This is a genomic window from Pseudoalteromonas sp. SR41-8 (genome assembly GCF_014163915.1).
GTDB classification, from domain to species: domain Bacteria; phylum Pseudomonadota; class Gammaproteobacteria; order Enterobacterales; family Alteromonadaceae; genus Pseudoalteromonas; species Pseudoalteromonas rhizosphaerae.
In genome coordinates, this window is sequence record NZ_JACJEE010000010.1 from 51,739 (window position 1) to 71,634 (window position 19,896).

Below are 19,896 nucleotides of genomic sequence, written 5' to 3' on the forward strand. Positions count from 1 at the left end.
CGTGTTTTTGAATACGTATTTATCGGCATTTTGTCTTTTGCTATTAAATAAGGTTTTTAGATGAAGAATAAGTTTGCTACACAGTTTCAGACAGTGGCGGATGATGTAAATAACCCAAAACTGGTTGAGCTTCAAAATCGTCTTGATGAAATACAAAGAAATGGAATGACAGCGTTAACAATGCGCTCAGTGCTATTTCAAAAAATGCTCGATATATATCAAGTGCCGGAAAATCATTTCTTACGTGATAGCGAAACACCAAGCCGCATCGATGATCCGTCAATTATAAACAAACTTAAACAACTTGGATTTACCAAAAAGCATCAATATCAGATCCATTAGTAAATTATGAGGGCCTACTCCCCTCATTAAATAGGCTGTTTCTTGCCCGTCACAGCCTATTTTCTCACCCTCTTTTGTAATACACTTCACGCATAATCTAGCAAATTAAGTTAATCATGGATCCAGAGCTTTTAAAAACAGCGATCAATACAAAAATGCCATTTGGTAAATACGCAGGCCGCCCTTTGCTGCTATTACCAGAACCATACTTGGTCTGGTTTAAGCAGCAAGGATTTCCTCACGGCACACTCGGTGCTCAATTAGCAATGATGTATGAAGTTAAACTCAATGGCTTGGAGCAGATGCTCATGCCGCTTTTAAAAACACATAAATAAATTAAAAGTAATAAATAATGGAACTTACTTAGCAAAGTGAAGTCTACTCTTTTGCTACTTGTTGATTTTGGTTTTAACCGCAGAAAAGCGCCTATTAGGCGCTTTTTTTTTGAGTATCAATTTAGCCACAGATATAGCAATAGAAAAGGAGTTACTTACCCTGAACTCTGGTTACTTAGGCAAATAGATTGTAAATTTGGCGCCACCTAATTCTGAATTCGATATCGTACAGCTGCCTTGGTGCCAAGACACTATTTTTGCCACAATGGCTAAACCAAGCCCAAAGCCTCCAGTCTTTTTATCGCGACTTTTATCAAGTCGGGCAAAAGGTTTAAACACTGCATCCCATTGTGATTGTTCAATGCCAGGGCCATCGTCTTCGACCGATAAAATTAACTGCCCAGTATTTTCAACTAAGCTAATTCGCACTTCGTGACGAGCATATTTCAACGCATTGCCTACTAAGTTTTGGATACTGCGGGCGATAAAGTGACTGTCACAAGTGTAACTGCATAAAGCTGGTAATTGCATATTGAGTTTTATTTGCGTAGCAAAATCAAGTTTAGTGACAACACTTTCTACTAGCTGCACTAAGTTACATGTTTGCACCGTAAGATTAGGTTGTTGGCTATCAAGGCGAGCATAATCAAGCATTTCTTTAACTAACGACTCTAACTCCACAATATCTAATTGCATGTTATCGATATATTCAAAGGCTTTTTCGTCAGCTACTTTATCCTCAAGCATTGCCAACGCAAATTTTAAACGTGCCAGTGGCGTTCTAAACTCATGCGATACCGACGATGTAAGTTCTTGTTGAGCGGTTAATAAATGCTGAATACGCTGCTGCATAGCACTTAAGGTGTCGGTAATTGGTAAAAAGAATGATTTCGAGGTGGCGCTCAGCTCAAAGTCTTGTGATCCACCAACGGCTTCACAGGCCAGTCGCAACTTAGCAAAATCACGCCACAGTAAAAAACTCCATAAGCCAACAGGGATCCCAACGACACACAATAATAATAGATAAGGCCAAACGGATGAGAATACTGGCGCAGAAACGGTAATTGGACCCACTTGCAATAATTGCTCATTATCAACAACGATATACCAGATAGCTCGCTGTTGTTGATCAAATAGATAAATATAATTATGTAGGTTAAGTTCTTGTTGTTGTTGTGCGGGCAACATTAGGTCTTGTTTTTGTACTATTTCACTTTGAAAGCGAGTGGCTATTTTAGTAAGCCCTTGCGGGGTTTGCGCTAATAGCCATAGGGATTGACCAAACTCATCATCGAGCGCAATTTGTTGTTGACTGTCTTCATAGGGCCAAAGTTGTTCAATTACCCCACTGACTAAAAACAGGGAAACTATAATATACACATATAAACTTGCAAATAGTTTCCCCATTAATAGTTACATACCCCATGCATCGGAGACAAATAAGTAGCCTTGTCCCCAAACAGTTTTAATACGGTATGGTTTATCGCTGTTATCACCTAATTTTTTACGGATCCGAGATACACGTACATCTACGGTGCGGTCTAATCCATCATATTGGCGACCAATCATGTGTTGATGAACATGTTCACGACTTAGTACTTCACCGGAATTTGAAGCTAATAACCACAGTAATTCAAATTCATGGGAAGTGAGGGTGATTTCGTTATTCTTTAAGCGAACAATACGGCTGGTTTTATCAATACATAAATCGCCAAATTGTAATTCTTCTGGCGCTTTTACTGATGCTTGGCCACGGCGTAATAGCGCATTAATACGGGCAAGCAATACTCTTGGCTCAGCTGGCTTAATAACATAATCATCGGCACCAAGTTCCAAACCAATGACTTGATCAAAGTCTTCACCTTTGGCGGTCAACATTAATATTGGTAAGCTAAATTTATCTCTGACTTGACGACAAACACTAAAGCCATCTTTACCTGGCAGCATCACATCGAGGATCATCAAATCAACCGGATTGTTTTCAAGGTAACTAAACACTTCATCGCCACGGTCTAGCACCGCCACTTCAAGGCCATTATTTTCAAGATAGTCACGGGTTAATTGCTGTAACCCTAAATCATCTTCTACAAGTAAGATCTTTGCCATTTGCAGCTCCAAGATTAAAAAAAGCTCCACGGAGAACGTAATCGGCGCCGAGTTGTTTTAGCGCGAGTGCTCTGTACTTCAATGCGTGTTGTCGCCAGTAATTCATCCGTGTGAGGATTGACTAGGGAGTATATGGTTTCAACCTGAACACGCGCTTTATGATTGAATTCTTCTAAGGTAACCTGTTGCCAACATTGCAGTTGTTGATCTTCGCTGTATAAACAAACGTCCATTTTATGGGGCATATTTAAAGCAAATTTTACATCAACATCGCAAAAGTCTTGTTGTTCGGAAACCACACAGACTTTTGGAGTAACTGTTAATATATCTTTTTTTGCGACAGCTAACTTTGGCCATACCAACAAAAAAATGACGCACGCACCAATTTGTAAATACTTCATATTAAAAAATATGATCAAACCCTATAAAGGCAGTCAGAGAATACGTTTGTTCAAACAGCGGACTGTCGTCAGCTAAGGCGGAATAATCATAATAAGCCAGATGAAAACGCAATGAGTTGGCTCCATTTAAGGGCCAGCGGGCATCTATTTTAGCATAAGGCTGCCAACTACTGCCAACCTCAATTGCACGAACTGGAGACTCTTTTTCTGTTACGCCATAAAAATATGTATTCAGTGCTGCCGATTTATACCAGATGCCAATAGTCGGCTTAATCTGTAACTCACCAATGTTCTTGTGCATTTGCCACTGCAGTGCACTTCGCCACCCGTCATACACTCCGGATACATCAGCTAATGCCTGCACGGAAAATACATGCTGCTGATAGCTATAATGGTAACTCAGGCCAGCATCGAGTGCCCATTTACGTTTATTAAGCTCACGAATATCTAGACTAGGTTGTTGGATTTGAAGTTCATTTTCACTGTTCGTAAATGAACTTTCTGATCTTAATGCAAAAATGTTACTTGGATGCCAATCAACAAAAAAACGAGTTTCCGAATTAAACTCAGTGACTAAATTAAAGGTATGTGGGGAGTCTTGTATCAGGCTATAGCCTAAGCGGCCATTATCAAAAAAGAACTGTTCACCGTAATAAGCTATATCTGGGATCAACACTAATGGTAAATCACCTCCACCAGCTAATGGATTTGTTATGACTCCTAATCCCGTGTTAAGGCTCAAGTGCCACTGCCCTGTTGTTATATCCTGCACAGGCTCAATTTCTGATGGCTGTGCAAAACAAGGTACTGTAAGCCATACAGAGATGCAAAGCGCAGTAAGAATATTAACTATCGACTTCATTGTTGTTATTTATGCCAAAAGAGACAACCCAATATCGTTATCATAGCAAGGTATTAATAACTAATCCCTAGACGATTACAATCATTCACACTTTTGATACATATGGAACGATTCAAGGTAAATAAACTTTACATCTGCGTATTTAGACTCGGCTAAGGAGCTAAGCTATTAACGTTTTTCAGTGATTGAGCAATCTCCCATAATGCATTTAACGCGGCATCTGGTAACTCTTTACGTAATACTGCCAAACCAATCTCAAACCCGGCAGGGGCCTCTTTTTGATCACTGATCACCTGAACGCGATCTTTTAATGGGCTATTATCTAAAACAATTTTTGGCACCATGGCAATGCCTAGCCCTAAACTCACCATTGACACCATAGCTTCATGCCCCGCTACTTGCGCATAGATCTTTGCATTAATACCGTGCTTACGCCACCACAGCTCTAACCTTTGACGAGTAAAACCTTGCTCTGGCACTATAAACTCAAGTTCAGACCAATCTATCTTATCGCCAAACTGGGCCAGTTTTTCAGTGAGCAACGACGGAATACGTGGCGCGATAAATACCAAGGATGAATAACCAATACTGGCAAATGCAATTTGCGTCGGTAATTTATCAGGCTTTGCGGCAATTGCCATGGCTTCGTGTCCGTCAAGCACACGGTTTATTGCCACTGCGGGATCGCCAGTATTAAGCTTTATTTCTATATGTTGATGTTGCAAACGCAGTTGCTCTAATAGTTGATGCAAAAAACTATAAGAGGCAGTTACTGAACAGTAAATGCTTACTTTACCGTAAATAGTTTGCTCAGGATTTTGTACATTTGCTCGAAAACGCTGCCAATTAGCTAACGTAGCCGTTGCATAGTCGATAAACGATTCTCCTTCAGCTGTTAACTTTACACTGCGATTATCGCGACTGAATAATGCGACTCCAACTTCATCCTCTAACTGTTTAATATTGCGACTTAAGGTGGGAGCACTTATGTGGCATAACTCGCTGGCACGGGCAAAATGTAAGGTTTTGGCAAGTGCCAGAAAGTAATGTAATCGTTTATGGTCCATAGTGATCCCAATAGTTAGCGGTTATTAATTAAAGCATTTCATTTTTTGAAATACTTTAATGCAAATATATCATTTTACGCAAGGGTAAAAATTCCTTATGGTGACTTTAAGCAAAGCAGCAAGCGCTTGCATCTAACAAATACGAAATTTATAGGATACTAACAATGGCGAATTATTTTAATACTCTTCCCTTACGCGAGCAGTTAGCACAACTAGCACAATGTGAATTTATGGATCCGGCTGAATTTGCCGATGGTGTTGAAGCACTTAAAGGCAAAAAACTTGTTATTGTTGGGTGTGGTGCGCAAGGTTTAAACCAAGGACTGAACTTACGAGATTCAGGTTTAGATGTTGCCTACACATTGCGTGATTCTGCAATCAGCGAACGTCGTCAATCATTTCTTAATGCGTCAGAAAATGGTTTTACTGTAGGTACTTACGAAGAATTGATCCCTACTGCTGATGTTGTGTTAAACCTAACACCTGATAAACAGCATACTGCGGTTGTAAACGCAATCATGCCGATGATGAAACAAGGCTCTACGCTTGCTTATTCTCATGGCTTCAACATTGTTGAAGAAGGTATGCAAGTACGTGATGATATCACTGTGATCATGGTTGCACCTAAGTGCCCAGGCTCTGAGGTTCGTGAAGAGTATAAACGCGGTTTTGGTGTACCAACTCTTATTGCTGTTCACCCAGAAAATGATCCTCAGGGACATGGTCTAGCCCAGGCTAAAGCTTATGCAGCGGGTACTGGCGGTCATCGCGCTGGGGTATTAAAGTCTTCATTTATTGCTGAAGTAAAATCAGACCTAATGGGTGAGCAAACAATTCTTTGCGGCATGTTACAGACAGGCTCAATTTTATGTTTTGATAAGATGATCGAAAAAGGTATAGACGCCGGTTACGCATCAAAACTAATTCAATACGGTTGGGAAGTTGTTACTGAAGCACTTAAATACGGCGGCGTTACAAATATGCTTGACCGTTTATCAAACCCAGCGAAAGTAAAAGCGTTTGAATTAAGTGAAGAATTAAAAGTAATCATGCGCCCGCTTTACAATAAACACCAAGACGACATCATCGATGGTACGTTCTCTCGTGTAATGATGGAAGATTGGGCGAATGATGATGCAAACCTTTTGAAATGGCGTGCAGAAACAGCTGAAACAAATTTTGAAAAAACCCCTGCCGGTGATGTTGAAATCACCGAACAAGAGTTTTTTGATAACGGTATCTTGATGGTTGCAATGGTGAAAGCCGGTGTGGAATTAGCGTTTGAGACCATGACTGCAGCAGGTATTATAGCTGAGTCAGCATATTATGAATCGCTACATGAAACGCCATTAATTGCCAATACCATTGCACGTAAAAAATTATTCGAAATGAACCGCACAATCTCTGATACAGCAGAGTATGGTTGTTACTTATACAATCACGCATGTTTGCCACTGTTACAAGACTTTATGCAAAACATCGATACTGATGTGATTGGTAGAGGCTTAGGCGAGCGCTGTAATCATGTTGATAACCAAACACTAATTGCAATCAACAAGTCGTTGCGTGAGCACCCTGTTGAAATCATTGGTACCAAATTGCGTGGCTACATGTCAGCAATGAAGAAAATTGTTTAACCCTGGAAAGTAACAATTTCGCTTGTTAGAAACCAAGCCCACATGCTAAACGCAGTGGGCTTTTTCATTTTATTAATTTGCCTAAAGACGCCTTAGCGTAAATTATAAACTGAGTACTTACTCTATTAGATGATGAACTGTATGAAAAAAACATGCTAAAATACCCTCATAATTTGTAAAGTCAGTACCCACAATGCCATATAAAAGTCTTAGTATCACACGTAAGATCACTATTTTAGGGATCGCTATTGCCTTGTCAGTCGCCAGCTTAATTGGCATTACGGCGCTGTTATCCGCCAAAACCATTATCGAACAACGGATGATACAATCTGAGTTGCCCAGTAAACTACACGCAATAAATAACTATATAAGCTTAGAGATCAATGAATTACTCAGTGCGGCCGAACAAGTATCAAGTAATCATTTTATACTCGCGTGGGCAAATAGTCGTGATAACAATGATGACGTTTTAATCAAAGAATTAAATCGTCTGGTAAAACAATACGGCTTAGCAACCGCATCATGGGCAAATCGCGATACCGCGCAGTACTGGAATCAAGATGGCTTTTTAAGAGTATTAGATCGGCAGCAAGATGGCTGGTTTTTTGATTTTAAAAACGCCAACCAAGCTTACTCTATTAGCTTATATCAAGAGCCTAATGGCGACACAAAAATGTTTGTTAATCATCAACAGATCAATGGCATCGGCTTAACCGGACTGGCAAAAAGTATTGATGATATGCAGGCACTACTGAATAAATTTACTATCGAGCAGACTGGCTTTGTATTTATTACTGACGATAAAGGCGTAATTAAACTCCATCAAGACGTTAATAAAGTAGAAAAAACAAATCTAGATAGCTTGTATGGTCATCAAGTAAGTGGTCAATTATTAACAAGCAATGAATTTAACTTGCAAGAAGTCGAACTCAATGGCGACACTTTTTTCCTTGCGGCGAGTCCAATTAAAAACACTCAACTCTATGTGGTTGCACAAGTACCAAAAGCAGAAGTGTTTGCCGGGATCACCACTTTACAATGGCAAATTTTAAGTTTTGCTATCGCAATTGCGCTGTTGGCATGTATCGTTAGTTTTTTACTGGCTCGTTCGTTAGCTTCACCGCTATCAAAAATGGCAGAGTTATTTACTCGTTTAGGGTCTGGTGATGCCAATCTAGCTTATCGTTTACCTCACAGTGACCAGCCTGAGCTATTAGCATTAACGAATGGTTTTAACCAATTCATTGATAAAATTGAAACCGCTATTGCGCAAGTCTCCCACGAAAGTTTAGAAATTCGTCAAAGCTCAGATCAGGTATTTACTCAAGCCAAGCGTAACTCACAGGCAATGGACAACCAAAAAGAGCAGACTATCTCTGTTGCAGCAGCAATCAACGAAATGGGCGCGACAGTGCAAGAAATTGCCCACAGCGCCGCAACTGCCGCAAAACTGACCGAAGATAGTAAAGCGAATACATTACAGAGCCACCAGCAAGTAGTGCAAAGCCAACAGAGTATTACCGCATTAGCCAGTGATATTGACACAATTGCGGGACAAGTGACTGAGCTTGCTAATAAAACCCAGACTATTGCCAGTATTGTTGACTCTATTCGTGGTATTTCAGAGCAAACCAATTTATTAGCACTAAATGCAGCAATTGAATCAGCACGTGCTGGTGAACATGGCCGCGGCTTTGCCGTAGTTGCGGATGAAGTACGAGCCTTAGCCAACCGTACGTCACAATCAACGACTGAAATTCAATCAATGATTGAAGAGCTCGCGAAAACAGCTACCAATGTGGTTGAACATATTGCCCAGTCCAAAGATAAAGCTCAGTACAGCGTAGCAACAATGCAAAGCTCTGTGCAGTTGCTTGATGCCATTACCAATACCGCTAATGAAATTAATGATATGGCAACCTTGATTGCAACAGCTACTGAAGAGCAAAGTAGTGTGGTTGCTGACGTCGGCCGTAATATTGAACAAATTAGTGAGATCAGCGATATGGCAATGCGAGAACAAATTGATACCGAGCAGGCGATCAAAGGACTTGCAACCAGCGCACAAACCTTAGCAAGTTTAGTCGCCACCTTTGAAAAGCGCTGACACAGTTTGTAACATTTAACATCTACCTCGACTAAAAAACAGACTAAACTTAATAAGTCAGTAATTAGTTGGGGTATGATTATGACAATACTAACGCGGTTTTGTAAGTTAGCAGTCATTGTGCTGCTTTTTAGTATCTCTGCCTGTACCAGTGTGAGTAATCAAACAATACTCATCCCTCCACCAGTCACTGAAAACCAATCTTTCACGCTTTACCCAGTGGAAAGTAGTGAACAGATTTTTACCTTAAGCGATACAATAACACAACAACTCGATGCAGCCTTCCCAAGTACTAAACACAATTTAAACACAACTCGAAAATTACTAAACTTTTTGTTAGAAAATGGCGATGCATCCTTACTATATCAAGCAGGGGCTACCCTAACCGCCAATCAAGCCTATCGAGATTTAAATGCTAACTGTTTATCATTATCGATTTTGGCCTATAGTATTGCGGAATATTTAGGCATGCAGGGGCAATTTCAAACGGTTCATATTCCTGAGTATTGGGCGCTAAATAAAGGCTATAACTTATTGACTGGGCATATTAATTTGATCGTCACACAGCGTCGTAATAACCACACTAATGTGACTTATGTGTATGACGCAAAAACCTCATTAGTGATTGATTTTGATCCGAACTCGCGAGGTGAGAAATTTCAGACGACCCCCATCAGCAAACAACGAATTACCGCGATGTTTTATAACAATAAAGGGGCAGCGGCAATGCTCAATCAAAATTATGATTTAGCCTATAGCTACTTTTTAGCGGCAACAAAAGCAGATAAATATTACTCTGCTGCATGGGGTAACTTAGCCGTATTACTTCGCCTTGATTCTCAGTATGATAACGCCGAATTAGCCTATAATTATGCTTTGCTGCTTAATAACGACAACAATACAGCACTGGGCAACTTAGCTTTACTGTATCAACTCACCGACCGTCCTGAGCTGGCAGACAAGATTTTATCTAAACTTGATTTGAAGCGCCAAAGTAATCCGTATTATCATGTGTCATTAGGAAATAACGCATACCTTGGACAAAACTATCAAGATGCCATCAAGCATTTCAATAAAGCAAAAAGAATTGATGATGATATTCATGATAGCTACTTTGGTCTTGCCCGCACTTATTATCAGTTAGGTGATTTTAAGCAAGCGTATCGCCAATTACGTTTGGCTAATAAACATGCCGATTTTGACCATGATAAGCAACGTTATCAAAATAAATTACAGGCACTAAGTGACATGACCGCGCGAGTAATTAATCATTAACTATTTTATTTTGCTATTGAGCCTCAGCTTTTCAACATTTTGCCAAAGTAATAGCAGCGCGCAGCAACAGCTGATCGATGATCTGAAGCATCTAAGCTCTACGGCTCTAAGCGGTAGAAAAACCAATACAGATGGCGCGCGTATCAGTGCCCAATACATTAGTACGCGACTGCAAACGCTCGGTTACAATACGCAATTACAGCCGTTTAGTTACAGCCATGGCTGGTCTTCAAAAGCAACGGGGCAAAATGTCGTTGCGACTTTAAAACCACCGCACTTAGTCAAGACTCATTTGGTAATTACCGCTCATTATGATCACTTAGGTATGCGTGGTAACACTTTATATGCAGGCGCAAACGATAATGCCAGTGGCGTCAGTGCCTTGTTATTCCTAGCGCAACGCTTCGCACACACAAATCTGCCTTTCCAACTTAGTTTTGTTGCTACTGACGCAGAGGAAAATGGTTTACATGGAGCTGAATATTTTGTTAGTCAATTGCAAATCGACGACAGCGTAACCGTGCTAAATATTAATTTAGATATGTTAGCAGTAAAACCGCCAAAAAAAATCTTATATGCCTTTGTCTCACATGCACAACGCAGTGCTTTACAAGCACAACTACAGCAGGTGCCTGAGCATAATTTAAAGATAAAAGTAGCTAGTTCATCAACCACAATGAACAGAATGACCCTCGGAGATAGTATTGATTGGCGCCGAGCAAGCGACCATTATGCGTTTGCTAAAGCCGGAATTGCTTATATTTACTTTGGTATGGGTCATGATCCCCACCATCATAAGAGTTCCGACCTACTAAGTAATATTGACCAAGCGCTTTATATTGATGCAGTTAATTATATTGCCGCATTTATTAGCCAACTTGATATAAACGATATCAACACTCTTTGAGCTAAATTGTAGATAGTAAATATATTTTAAACTGAATTCAGGTTAGCAAAATCCCAGAGCTAACAAACGCTCGCTTTTGTGCCTTACTTAAGCGTTTAATTTTTATCTCAAGCTTGGTGGCTTCACTGCGAGAACCGACTTCACATTGATATATTAAAGTCAGTGGCCCCTTCCCCTTTAAGTTTTTAGCCCCTTTGCCCGCTTGATGTGCTGCAAATCGTTTTGCCACATCCGTGCTGATCCCAGTGTACCAATGCCCTAAACGTGTTTGTACAATATAAAGTGACCACGTGGAGATCTTAGTTGTCATAGTATTTTCAGTAGTAGTTAAACTTTTAGCGGACTCTGAGGTCAAAATTACGCTCCAAACATCGATAGTAAAAATTAAGTCACAAACAATTACTCAAAAGGGTTTTACCTTAGGTGACTAATCGGTATCATGCAGTTTATAAAAAATAAGGATCCAAACAAACAATGCAGTCGTTAAAAACTTTTTCTCTTTGGTTTATCGTTGCTCTGACCTTAAGCGCAACCGCCGGTTGTTCTAGCTGGGTTTATCGTATCAACATCCCACAAGGTAACTTTTTAGAACAAACCGATGTTGACAAGCTTCGTATCAATATGACCCGTGAGCAAGTTCTTTATGTATTAGGTAAACCTGTTGCAGAAGACGCTTTCGATAAAAACACGTGGCATTACTTATATTCTTTTAATCTTGGCCGTGATAACGAACAACGTAAATCACTGACTATTAATTTTGCAAATGAAAAATTGGTATCGCTCAGTGGTGACTATGAACAACCCGCAGAGTTTAATACACCGCTTGAGCAATAACGCTCCAGTTCAGTAAATTGCGAAAAGGTTAGCAACAGCTAACCTTTTTTGTTTGAGCTATTATTTAGCTTTATCAAGCGGTCGCCCACCTGTAATTTTATTGGCACGACCTTCGTCTTTAGCTTTTTCTGCACGTTTTCGTCGTGCGTCTTTAGGATCAGCAATTAAAGGACGGTAAATTTCAATTCTATCGCCATCCTCAAGCACTTGCGTAAGCTTGCAGGTACGGTTCCATATTCCTAAGGTTAATGCTAAGCCATCAATTTCAGGGCACTTAGCGAGGATACCTGATTGCATCACGGCATTTTCTGCCGTTGTACCAACTGGTACTTCAACAAGCAAACACGTTGCCGTGGTAGGTAATGCATACACAACTTCAACTTTTATCATCATCGCAGTCCATATACCTGTTTAGCGCGTTGAGTAAATGCATTCACCATGTTTTTTGCAACATCGTTAAATACGCGCCCAAACGCAAGTTCAATTAATTTACTCGCAAATTCAAACTCAAGCTGTAGCTGAACTTTACATGCATTGTCATCCAACACTTGAAAATGCCAACGCCCTTGCAAGGCTTTAAATGGCCCATCAACTAAGCGCAATGTTACTGTATTGTCATCTAAAAAGGTGTTTTCAGTAGTAAACCATTTTTTTATACCCGCTTTGGAAATTTCCAAACTTGCCGTCATGGTATTACCTTGCTGTGCAATAATTTTTGCATCCGAGCAATGGGGTAAAAATTCAGGATAAGCATCCACATCATTGACTAAATCAAACATTTCTTTGCTGCTATACATTACTAGCGCACTTTTTTCTATTTGTGGCATACTCACTCCCAACTGTGTGGGCGAATTTTAGCAAGCTTTGCGTTTTTCCCCAAACTTTCATGGCGCTTTATTTACAAACACTTTTTTATTAGCAAAAATAAAAAATCGATGTAAAAAGCAGAGCTTTACGTATAATATGGGCCACTATGGCTAAGAAAAATTCATCTAAATCGACAAGTAATACTATCGCGCTAAATAAAAAGGCGCGTCATGAGTATTTTTTACACGACAAGTTTGAGGCTGGTGTTGAACTACAAGGCTGGGAAGTAAAAAGTATCCGAGCTGGTAAAGTAAACATCTCTGAAACATACATTCACCTTAAAAATGGCGAAGCGTTTTTGCTTGGCAGTCAAATACAGCCTCTCAATAGTGCTTCAACCCATGTTATTTGCGATCCATTACGTTATCGCAAGTTATTATTAAGCAGACGCGAGCTAGATCGCTTAGTCGGTGCGACTGAGCGCGATGGCTATTCATTAATTGCCACTGCCATGTATTGGAAAAAATGCTGGGTGAAACTTGAGTTCCACCTCGGTAAGGGTAAAAAAATGCATGACAAACGTGAAGACGGTAAAAACAAAGACTGGTCTCGCGAAAAAGAACGGTTAATGAAGCACAAAGTTTAATCTATCTAAACAACCTCAAAAACGCCTAACCCAGTTAGGCGTTTTTATTTTCAGCCCCTAAATCCCCGCAACTGTATAAATTATAGTACACAATCCAAACAAACGATTTGATAACAATTCACTTACATGATATTGATATTACTGGTTGATTTAACCAGATAAAATTAACATGACAACGAGGATTTAAGGATGAAGAACAGAACACTCCCATTTAAACCTAAGCTAATCGCTTGTGTAACACTTGCACTTTCAACAGCGGGTTATACTTCTCAATCATTTGCTGCGGACGAAGCAAAAAAAGTTGAACGTATTGAAGTGACTGGTTCTAGAATAAAGCGAACAGATATTGAAGGCCCTTCCCCAGTACAATCAATTAGTCGCGCCGATATCGATAATATGGGCTATGACAATCTACAACAATTACTAGAAAGAATGCCTGCTGCTGGTAATGGTACTTTTTCTACTCGCGGCAACAACCAAGACTCTACGGCCAATGGCTCTGCGGCAGTGTCGCTTCGTGGTCTTGGCGCAGATGCAACGCTTGTGTTAATTAATGGCCGTCGAGTAGCTATAAGCGCATTTGCTGAGAGTATCACTAACTCATTTGTTGATATTAACAGTATTCCGGTCTCTGCTATCGAACGTATTGATATTCTTAAAGATGGTGCCTCTGCAATTTATGGTTCCGATGCCGTTGCAGGTGTGGTGAATATTATTTTGAAAAAAGACATCGATGGTTTAGAAGTTAATTTAGGTTATGGTGGTACTGACGGCCCTAACTATGAAGAAACCTCAGCAAGCATAGTTTGGGGTACCTCAAACGAAAAAAGCAGTGCGTCTGTGATCATCGATTACTTTAAAAACACCTCTTTATCATCAGATGAAATGGGCCGCTTAGGCACTGCTAATCAAACCGCGAATGGTGGTGAAGATTTCCGTTCATCACGCGGATTCCCTGGTTATTTCTATGTTGACGGCGTAAAAACTATCGATCCTGATTGCCCAGCTGAAAGTGCCACATCTAGCGGCAGCTGCTTATTTGATTATGGTCCATTTGGTTATATTGCCCCTGCTTCTGAGCGAGTTGGTGCTATTTCACAATTTGAATACAACTTTGATAACGGCATTACAGCCTTTCTGGAAATGGCCATGCAGCATAATACCTCGATTGCTGCAGGTGCACCGACACCGCTAGACGAAGATGCGGGATTAACAGTTCCAGGCAGTCATCCAAACAATCCTTTTGGTAAAGATATTGAGATTGGTCGCTATCGTACCGTGGATGCAGGTGCCCGTCAGTGGGATATAGAATCAGATACGTTACGCTTTGTTGCCGGTCTTCGTGGTGAAATTAGCGATTGGAGCTGGGAAGCAGCTGTACAAAAAGGTCGAAGTAAATCAATGCAAACCGGTGATCGTACTCAAGGCTGGGTAAGAACTGACTTTTTACAACAAGAAATAAATGCTGGCAACTACAACCCATTTGGCGGCACTTATAATGATCCAGATGTAATAAATCGTATTACCACCAGCTTAGTTCGCCGTGGTGAATCACATATGACCTCATTTGATGCCAACATTACCGGCGAAGCGTTTAGTTTTGGTGACAGTGTCGTGATGATGGCGGCTGGTATTGAGTACCGCGAAGAGGACGTCAGTGATATCCCTGATGATCAATTTCAACGTGGTCTAATTTTTGGTACTGAGTCCGTTTCTGCTGCCGCTGAGCGGGACCAATACGCTGCCTATGTTGAATTCTCAATCCCATTAGCTGATAGCTTAGAATTACAACTTGCAGGTCGTTACGATGATTACAGTGACTTTGGTACCACAACCAATCCTAAAGTAGCGCTGCGCTGGGCACCTACTGATGAAATTACTGTTCGCGGCTCATGGGCACAAGGATTTAGAGCCCCTTCACTAGCACAAATCGGCCTAGGTCCTTCAGAGGAAAGTCAGTTTTTTATTGATAGTTACCGCTGTGCTGCAACGGGAGAAGATTGTGATGTACTCGATTACAACATCCAATTTGCTGGTAATCCTGATTTAAAAGCCGAAGAATCTGAGTCATGGAACGTTGGTTTTATTTGGGCACCTATGGCTGATCTTGGTTTCAGTATTGATGTATGGAGTATCACTCAAGACAATAAGATTGATGAACAAGCCTTTGGTCCTATTTATGATGCTGAATGTAACAACCAGAATAGTACCATCTGCGTTCGCCTGTCGCCACAAGGTGGACAAAGTCTTGGGGTGATCCAAAAAATTCATAGTACCTTTGAGAATGTCTCTTCGCAGGAAGTGTCTGGTGTTGATTTCTCAGCAAATTATAATCACTCCTTGGATGATCTTGGTTTACTTAAGTTCAACTTAGAATGGTCTTATCAAGACAAGTTTGAAAAAGACGGTCGCGATTATACTGGTGAATATGGTTACCCTGAACACCGCTGGATGTTCTCAACTAATTGGGAGCTTGGTGAATTCAATACTAATGTAAATATCAGCTATGTGGGTGAGTTTGAAGATACGCCTGATATTGATTTTGATGGCACCCTCGATTTTGATAGCAACACATCAAGAATGGTTGATTCACAAGTCTTAGTTGATTTACAAACGGCTTATCGTATTACCGAATCGACCAAGATCTCGATTGGCGTAAATAACTTATTTGATGAAGAGCCACCATTTGCAATTGGTGATGGTGATGGTGATTTATACGGTTATGCTTCCGCGGTTCACAACCCTCGCGGACGTTATATCTACACCAAAGTGTCATTCGCTTTCTAGCGACTACCCTAAATAAAAAACCCGCCAAATTGGCGGGTTTTTCATATTCTAAAACAAAGACCTAAATTATAGGTCGCTTTCGTTTTCAGAAAGGAACTTAGCAACGCCTGCTGGGCTTGCATCCATACCTTTTTTGCCTTCAGTCCAACCAGCTGGACATACTTCACCGTGCTCAGTGTGAAACGCTAGAGCGTCAACCATACGAAGCATTTCGTCGATGTTACGACCTAGTGGTAAGTCATTTACTACTTGATGACGTACATTACCTTCTTCATCAATTAAGAATGAACCACGAAATGCAACGCCGGCTTCTGGATGCTCAACATCGTATGCTTTACAGATTTCGTGCTTAACATCTGCAACTAGTGCGTATTTAACTGCACCGATACCGCCGTCTGCAACAGCAGTGTTACGCCATGCGTTGTGTGAGAATTGTGAATCGATTGAAACACCAATTACTTCTACGCCACGCTTTTGGAATTCTTCATAACGCTTGTCAAAAGCAATTAGTTCAGAAGGACATACGAAAGTAAAATCTAGTGGGTAAAAGAAGATGACTGCTTTTTTACCTTTGATTGTTTCGTGAAGATTGTAGCTATCTACGATCTCGCCGTTACCTAGTACTGCTGCAGCGGTAAAGTCTGGTGCCTGGCGGCCTACTAATACACCCATTTTATTCTCCAAATATTTGAGTTTGCTTTTAATTGCTTACGCAATGCTTGCCTTTAATATGGGATCTAAAAAGTAAATACCAAGGGCTAACATGCATAATTATCAAATTATTTTAGAGACTAAAGACTTAAAAGAACAATCGTATTTTCCGATTCACGTCATCGAAAAATGCGAACGACTGTTTGTCACTCGCTATTTGTTACTAATAACAGCAACAAAAAAACCTGCAGATGCAGGCTTTTTATCGGTATAACTACATATTAAATGCGGTATTAATCCATGATATTTTCAGGCATATCACCGCGAATTTTTTGCCAAATTTCACCTGTTTGATGACCATATTTTCGCATCATTGAAATTGCGCCGTCATGTTCGCGTTTCTCAGCAAGTATGGTTAAATCTTTATAGAATTGACGCGCTAACTGACGCGTGCCTGGATCTGAAAAGTAATGACAGCCAATCTTAGAGTAAAAACCTTTAAAGCCATTGAGAATAAGCACATAAATACGGTTATTACCTGCAACAGCTAACTCATGGTGTACCTTGTAATCATAATCAGCGAAAGCTTGTGCACTATCTTCAAGCTCATCACTTTGCGAGAGGATTTCTATCACGCGATCAGGTGCTAGCTTAATGGCTGCACGAGTGTAAATAGCGCTAATGTTTGTTCGCGCAGAAAGTAGCTGGTCGGTTAACTCGGGCATTTTATCTTCATCAAGACGCGCTAAGGTCTCTAAAATATTAAGTCCTGAAGTTTCCCAAAAGTTATTTACTCGTGTCGGTTTACCGTGCTGGATTGTTAACCAACCATCGCGCGCTAAACGCTGTAATACTTCACGTAAGGTTGTACGAGTGACACCGATTAATTCTGATAACTCTCGCTCAGCCGGAAGAATAGAACCTGGAGGAAAATCACCATTCCAGATTGACTCAACAATGTACTCTTCGGCAAACCCTGCTGGGCTTTTCGCTTTAAAAATTCTCATTCAATTCCCACTTGAGTTACCACATAATATTACTTTTAACGATTAACTGACTGATTGTACCAGATGAAGCCAAACTAACAAGTAAAGTCACCCCATTAATTCACCTTCGATAGCAGGTTAAAGCCTCTATCTAACTAAGTTTTCTAAAATGGATAAAAATTAATTTATTGCTCTTTCATTGTCTAGTTCTTCGATATTAAATTAAGGTATTAACCCTAAAGAGTAATAGACTTTTAACTTCATTGTGCACACTATATACACCCATTTAGCTATTTCAGCTACACTAAATATAGCGCGGAACGCATAACAGATAAAAGGTACTCGATGTTGTTTATAGCTTTTTTGTTTACACCACAGCTAGACTACATTAACTTAACCAACAATAGTTATACTTAAATGCAAAATAATAAGGAACACCTATGCAACAGAGTGTTTTCAATGCAATTTTTAAGAATTTTTTAGGCTCGGCCCCACAGTGGTATAAATACACAATTATTGCTTTTTTAGCTATTAACCCTGTGTTGTTTCATATCAACCCTTACATGGCTGGTTGGGCATTAGTTTTAGAGTTTATCTTTACTCTCGCGATGGCGCTGAAATGTTACCCACTGCAACCCGGCGGTTTACTTGCGATTGAAGCACTATTCATAGGCATGACAACTGCAGGGCAAGTAGAGCATGAAATTGTTCAAAATGTAGATGTAATCTTACTGCTGATCTTTATGGTCGCAGGTATCTACTTTATGAAAGATTTACTGCTCTATATTTTTACACGCCTAGTGGTGTCAGTTCGAAGTAAAACAGTACTTTCCTTGGCGTTTACTATTGCGGCGGCATTTCTTTCTGCATTTTTAGATGCACTTACAGTTATGGCGGTGGTTATAGCTGTCGCCATGGGCTTTTACAGTATTTACCATAAAGTCGCCTCTGGGAAAGATTCCACTAGCGAACATGATATTAACGATGATAATCAAGTACGCCCGGTTAATCGTCAGGAACTTGAAGAGTTTCGAGCTTTTTTGCGTAACTTATTAATGCATGCCTCGATAGGTACAGCCATTGGCGGAGTTTGTACTATGGTAGGTGAACCACAAAACCTCATTATTGCAGAACGAGCAAGCTGGCAATTTGGGGAATTTTTCTTGCGTATGTTGCCTGTTACTATGCCTGTATTCATAGCTGGCATTATCACTACAATATTACTTGAAAAGACAAAAACGTTCGGATACGGCGCCAAATTACCAGAGACGATTCATCAAATACTAGCTGATCATGCAAAAGAGCTCGATAGCAAACGTACCAAACGCGATAAGGTTAATTTGATGTTTCAGTCATTAATTGCTGTATGGTTGATCATTGCATTAGCATTACACCTTGCCACTGTTGGCTTAATCGGCTTATCCGTCATTATTTTTGCAACTGCGTCCGCTGGTATAATTGAAGAGCACCAACTAGGAAAGGCTTTTGAAGAAGCACTGCCGTTTACTGCACTGTTATGTGTATTTTTCTCAATCGTTGCAGTCATTATTGACCAACACTTATTTACTCCTGTAATAACTTGGGTACTGACATTTGAAGGGCAATTACAGTTAGTTATGTTTTTTGTCGCAAATGGCCTACTCTCGATGGTCAGTGACAATGTCTTTGTTGGCACTGTTTATATTAATGAAGTGGCGGCAGCATTAAAAGCAGGGCAAATTAGCCGCGATCAATTTGATTTATTAGCGGTGGCAATTAATACCGGTACAAATTTACCAAGTGTTGCCACACCTAACGGTCAAGCTGCATTTTTATTCTTACTAACATCGACCCTTGCTCCCGTATTGCGATTATCCTACGGTCGTATGGTTTACATGGCACTCCCCTATACCATAGTGCTAACGGTTGTTGGCTTAGCAGGGACATATCTTGGCCTAAGTGAAATGACTGATTTATTCTATCAATGGGGCTGGATTGAGCACCATAGTGCAAGCTTACAAAGTATAGGAAGTTCTGGGCATTAAATAATCCAAACAGTAAATAAAGCTGCTTCGGCAGCTTTTTTATTGTTACAAATCATATTTATCCTTGCGCGTAGTTTAATGACTAAGTCATAATTCATCCACAAATTATAGACTGGATATTT

Annotated in this window: 21 protein-coding genes; 11 read left to right on the plus strand and 10 right to left on the minus strand. The window is 40.3% G+C overall.

Annotated elements, in window-relative coordinates; all coding sequences use genetic code 11:
• Positions 1-60: 60 nt before the first annotated feature.
• A complete protein-coding gene (locus H5162_RS08700) occupies positions 61-342 on the plus strand; it encodes a hypothetical protein (RefSeq protein ID WP_182778293.1) in 282 nt (93 codons plus the stop codon).
• Between the two features lie 116 nt (positions 343-458).
• On the plus strand, positions 459-677 hold the full coding sequence (locus tag H5162_RS08705) for a DUF3820 family protein (RefSeq protein ID WP_145239236.1): 219 nt from the start codon (positions 459-461) through the stop codon (positions 675-677).
• 171 nt (positions 678-848) lie between these two features.
• Here the strand turns inward: H5162_RS08705 and H5162_RS08710 are convergent, their stop codons facing one another.
• The 5 genes from H5162_RS08710 to ilvY form a co-directional block, all read right to left on the minus strand.
• On the minus strand, positions 849-2,084 hold the full coding sequence (locus H5162_RS08710) for an ATP-binding protein (protein ID WP_145239239.1): 1,236 nt from the start codon (positions 2,082-2,084) through the stop codon (positions 849-851).
• A gap of 6 nt (positions 2,085-2,090) precedes the next feature.
• The gene (locus H5162_RS08715; protein WP_145239242.1) at positions 2,091-2,783 is read right to left on the minus strand and encodes a response regulator; all 693 of its coding nucleotides are present in this window, start codon (positions 2,781-2,783) and stop codon (positions 2,091-2,093) included.
• Between the two features lie 14 nt (positions 2,784-2,797).
• Entirely contained in the window at positions 2,798-3,184 is a 387-nt protein-coding gene (locus tag H5162_RS08720) for a DUF3019 domain-containing protein (RefSeq protein ID WP_182778296.1), read from the minus strand.
• 1 nt (position 3,185) lies between these two features.
• Positions 3,186-4,046 (minus strand): MipA/OmpV family protein, encoded by an 861-nt coding sequence (locus H5162_RS08725; RefSeq protein WP_182731025.1) that lies wholly within the window; start codon positions 4,044-4,046, stop codon positions 3,186-3,188.
• Positions 4,047-4,198: 152 nt separating this feature from the next.
• Positions 4,199-5,113, minus strand: coding sequence for an HTH-type transcriptional activator IlvY (ilvY, locus tag H5162_RS08730; RefSeq protein ID WP_145239251.1), 915 nt, complete (start codon positions 5,111-5,113; stop codon positions 4,199-4,201).
• A gap of 164 nt (positions 5,114-5,277) precedes the next feature.
• Between ilvY and ilvC the strand changes: the two genes are divergently transcribed.
• From ilvC to H5162_RS08750, 4 genes are all read left to right on the plus strand, one after another.
• Positions 5,278-6,750, plus strand: coding sequence for a ketol-acid reductoisomerase (ilvC, locus tag H5162_RS08735; RefSeq protein ID WP_182731024.1), 1,473 nt, complete (start codon positions 5,278-5,280; stop codon positions 6,748-6,750).
• Positions 6,751-6,943: 193 nt separating this feature from the next.
• Entirely contained in the window at positions 6,944-8,857 is a 1,914-nt protein-coding gene (locus H5162_RS08740) for a methyl-accepting chemotaxis protein (RefSeq protein WP_182731023.1), read from the plus strand.
• Positions 8,858-8,938: 81 nt separating this feature from the next.
• Positions 8,939-10,132 carry a tetratricopeptide repeat protein gene (locus H5162_RS08745; RefSeq protein ID WP_182778298.1) on the plus strand — a complete coding sequence of 398 codons (1,194 nt, stop codon included), beginning with the start codon at positions 8,939-8,941 and terminating at the stop codon, positions 10,130-10,132.
• Between the two features lie 16 nt (positions 10,133-10,148).
• Complete coding sequence (locus H5162_RS08750; RefSeq protein ID WP_259398193.1) at positions 10,149-11,039, plus strand: M28 family peptidase; 891 nt, start codon at positions 10,149-10,151, stop codon at positions 11,037-11,039.
• A 37-nt stretch (positions 11,040-11,076) separates the two neighbouring features.
• Here the strand turns inward: H5162_RS08750 and H5162_RS08755 are convergent, their stop codons facing one another.
• Complete coding sequence (locus H5162_RS08755; protein ID WP_145239261.1) at positions 11,077-11,394, minus strand: GIY-YIG nuclease family protein; 318 nt, start codon at positions 11,392-11,394, stop codon at positions 11,077-11,079.
• Positions 11,395-11,513: 119 nt separating this feature from the next.
• On the opposite strand from H5162_RS08755, the gene H5162_RS08760 reads away from it, so the two are divergent.
• Positions 11,514-11,873 (plus strand): outer membrane protein assembly factor BamE, encoded by a 360-nt coding sequence (locus H5162_RS08760; protein WP_182778300.1) that lies wholly within the window; start codon positions 11,514-11,516, stop codon positions 11,871-11,873.
• Between the two features lie 60 nt (positions 11,874-11,933).
• Here H5162_RS08760 and H5162_RS08765 read toward each other — a convergent pair whose 3' ends face one another.
• A complete protein-coding gene (locus H5162_RS08765; RefSeq protein ID WP_145239596.1) occupies positions 11,934-12,263 on the minus strand; it encodes an RnfH family protein in 330 nt (109 codons plus the stop codon).
• Positions 12,263-12,700 carry a type II toxin-antitoxin system RatA family toxin gene (locus tag H5162_RS08770; protein WP_145239267.1) on the minus strand — a complete coding sequence of 146 codons (438 nt, stop codon included), beginning with the start codon at positions 12,698-12,700 and terminating at the stop codon, positions 12,263-12,265. Before H5162_RS08770 ends, H5162_RS08765 begins: the two co-directional genes overlap by 1 nt.
• A gap of 146 nt (positions 12,701-12,846) precedes the next feature.
• On the opposite strand from H5162_RS08770, the gene smpB reads away from it, so the two are divergent.
• Together smpB and H5162_RS08780 are read left to right on the plus strand one after the other, a co-directional pair.
• Positions 12,847-13,326, plus strand: a complete 480-nt coding sequence (smpB, locus tag H5162_RS08775; RefSeq protein ID WP_064666579.1) for an SsrA-binding protein SmpB — start codon at positions 12,847-12,849, stop codon at positions 13,324-13,326.
• A 189-nt stretch (positions 13,327-13,515) separates the two neighbouring features.
• On the plus strand, positions 13,516-16,113 hold the full coding sequence (locus H5162_RS08780; protein WP_182734905.1) for a TonB-dependent receptor: 2,598 nt from the start codon (positions 13,516-13,518) through the stop codon (positions 16,111-16,113).
• 66 nt (positions 16,114-16,179) lie between these two features.
• Here H5162_RS08780 and H5162_RS08785 read toward each other — a convergent pair whose 3' ends face one another.
• Positions 16,180-16,785, minus strand: a complete 606-nt coding sequence (locus tag H5162_RS08785) for a peroxiredoxin C (RefSeq protein ID WP_145239274.1) — start codon at positions 16,783-16,785, stop codon at positions 16,180-16,182.
• 91 nt (positions 16,786-16,876) lie between these two features.
• Between H5162_RS08785 and H5162_RS08790 the strand changes: the two genes are divergently transcribed.
• Entirely contained in the window at positions 16,877-17,038 is a 162-nt protein-coding gene (locus tag H5162_RS08790) for a hypothetical protein (protein WP_182778301.1), read from the plus strand.
• A 19-nt stretch (positions 17,039-17,057) separates the two neighbouring features.
• On the opposite strand, the gene fadR is transcribed toward H5162_RS08790, so the two are convergent.
• Positions 17,058-17,771: a fatty acid metabolism transcriptional regulator FadR gene (fadR, locus tag H5162_RS08795; protein WP_064666576.1), complete on the minus strand. Its 714-nt coding sequence runs from the start codon at positions 17,769-17,771 to the stop codon at positions 17,058-17,060.
• A 419-nt stretch (positions 17,772-18,190) separates the two neighbouring features.
• On the opposite strand from fadR, the gene nhaB reads away from it, so the two are divergent.
• Positions 18,191-19,774: a sodium/proton antiporter NhaB gene (gene nhaB, locus H5162_RS08800; protein WP_145239277.1), complete on the plus strand. Its 1,584-nt coding sequence runs from the start codon at positions 18,191-18,193 to the stop codon at positions 19,772-19,774.
• The last annotated feature ends 122 nt before the right edge of the window (positions 19,775-19,896 follow it).

What these genes read in the sequence shown, in the direction of transcription:
- H5162_RS08785 (WP_145239274.1), bottom strand. Translation starts at nt 16,785, where the DNA reads ATGGGTGTATTAGTAGGCCGCCAGGCACCAGACTTTACCGCTGCAGCA.
- ilvY (WP_145239251.1), bottom strand. Translation starts at nt 5,113, where the DNA reads ATGGACCATAAACGATTACATTACTTTCTGGCACTTGCCAAAACCTTA.
- H5162_RS08715 (WP_145239242.1), bottom strand. Translation starts at nt 2,783, where the DNA reads ATGGCAAAGATCTTACTTGTAGAAGATGATTTAGGGTTACAGCAATTA.
- H5162_RS08705 (WP_145239236.1), top strand. Translation starts at nt 459, where the DNA reads ATGGATCCAGAGCTTTTAAAAACAGCGATCAATACAAAAATGCCATTT.
- nhaB (WP_145239277.1), top strand. Translation starts at nt 18,191, where the DNA reads ATGCAACAGAGTGTTTTCAATGCAATTTTTAAGAATTTTTTAGGCTCG.
- H5162_RS08790 (WP_182778301.1), top strand. Translation starts at nt 16,877, where the DNA reads ATGCATAATTATCAAATTATTTTAGAGACTAAAGACTTAAAAGAACAA.
- fadR (WP_064666576.1), bottom strand. Translation starts at nt 17,771, where the DNA reads ATGAGAATTTTTAAAGCGAAAAGCCCAGCAGGGTTTGCCGAAGAGTAC.
- H5162_RS08740 (WP_182731023.1), top strand. Translation starts at nt 6,944, where the DNA reads ATGCCATATAAAAGTCTTAGTATCACACGTAAGATCACTATTTTAGGG.
- H5162_RS08725 (WP_182731025.1), bottom strand. Translation starts at nt 4,046, where the DNA reads ATGAAGTCGATAGTTAATATTCTTACTGCGCTTTGCATCTCTGTATGG.
- ilvC (WP_182731024.1), top strand. Translation starts at nt 5,278, where the DNA reads ATGGCGAATTATTTTAATACTCTTCCCTTACGCGAGCAGTTAGCACAA.
- H5162_RS08720 (WP_182778296.1), bottom strand. Translation starts at nt 3,184, where the DNA reads ATGAAGTATTTACAAATTGGTGCGTGCGTCATTTTTTTGTTGGTATGG.
- H5162_RS08765 (WP_145239596.1), bottom strand. Translation starts at nt 12,263, where the DNA reads ATGATAAAAGTTGAAGTTGTGTATGCATTACCTACCACGGCAACGTGT.
- H5162_RS08700 (WP_182778293.1), top strand. Translation starts at nt 61, where the DNA reads ATGAAGAATAAGTTTGCTACACAGTTTCAGACAGTGGCGGATGATGTA.
- H5162_RS08760 (WP_182778300.1), top strand. Translation starts at nt 11,514, where the DNA reads ATGCAGTCGTTAAAAACTTTTTCTCTTTGGTTTATCGTTGCTCTGACC.
- H5162_RS08710 (WP_145239239.1), bottom strand. Translation starts at nt 2,084, where the DNA reads ATGGGGAAACTATTTGCAAGTTTATATGTGTATATTATAGTTTCCCTG.
- H5162_RS08770 (WP_145239267.1), bottom strand. Translation starts at nt 12,700, where the DNA reads ATGCCACAAATAGAAAAAAGTGCGCTAGTAATGTATAGCAGCAAAGAA.
- smpB (WP_064666579.1), top strand. Translation starts at nt 12,847, where the DNA reads ATGGCTAAGAAAAATTCATCTAAATCGACAAGTAATACTATCGCGCTA.
- H5162_RS08780 (WP_182734905.1), top strand. Translation starts at nt 13,516, where the DNA reads ATGAAGAACAGAACACTCCCATTTAAACCTAAGCTAATCGCTTGTGTA.
- H5162_RS08745 (WP_182778298.1), top strand. Translation starts at nt 8,939, where the DNA reads ATGACAATACTAACGCGGTTTTGTAAGTTAGCAGTCATTGTGCTGCTT.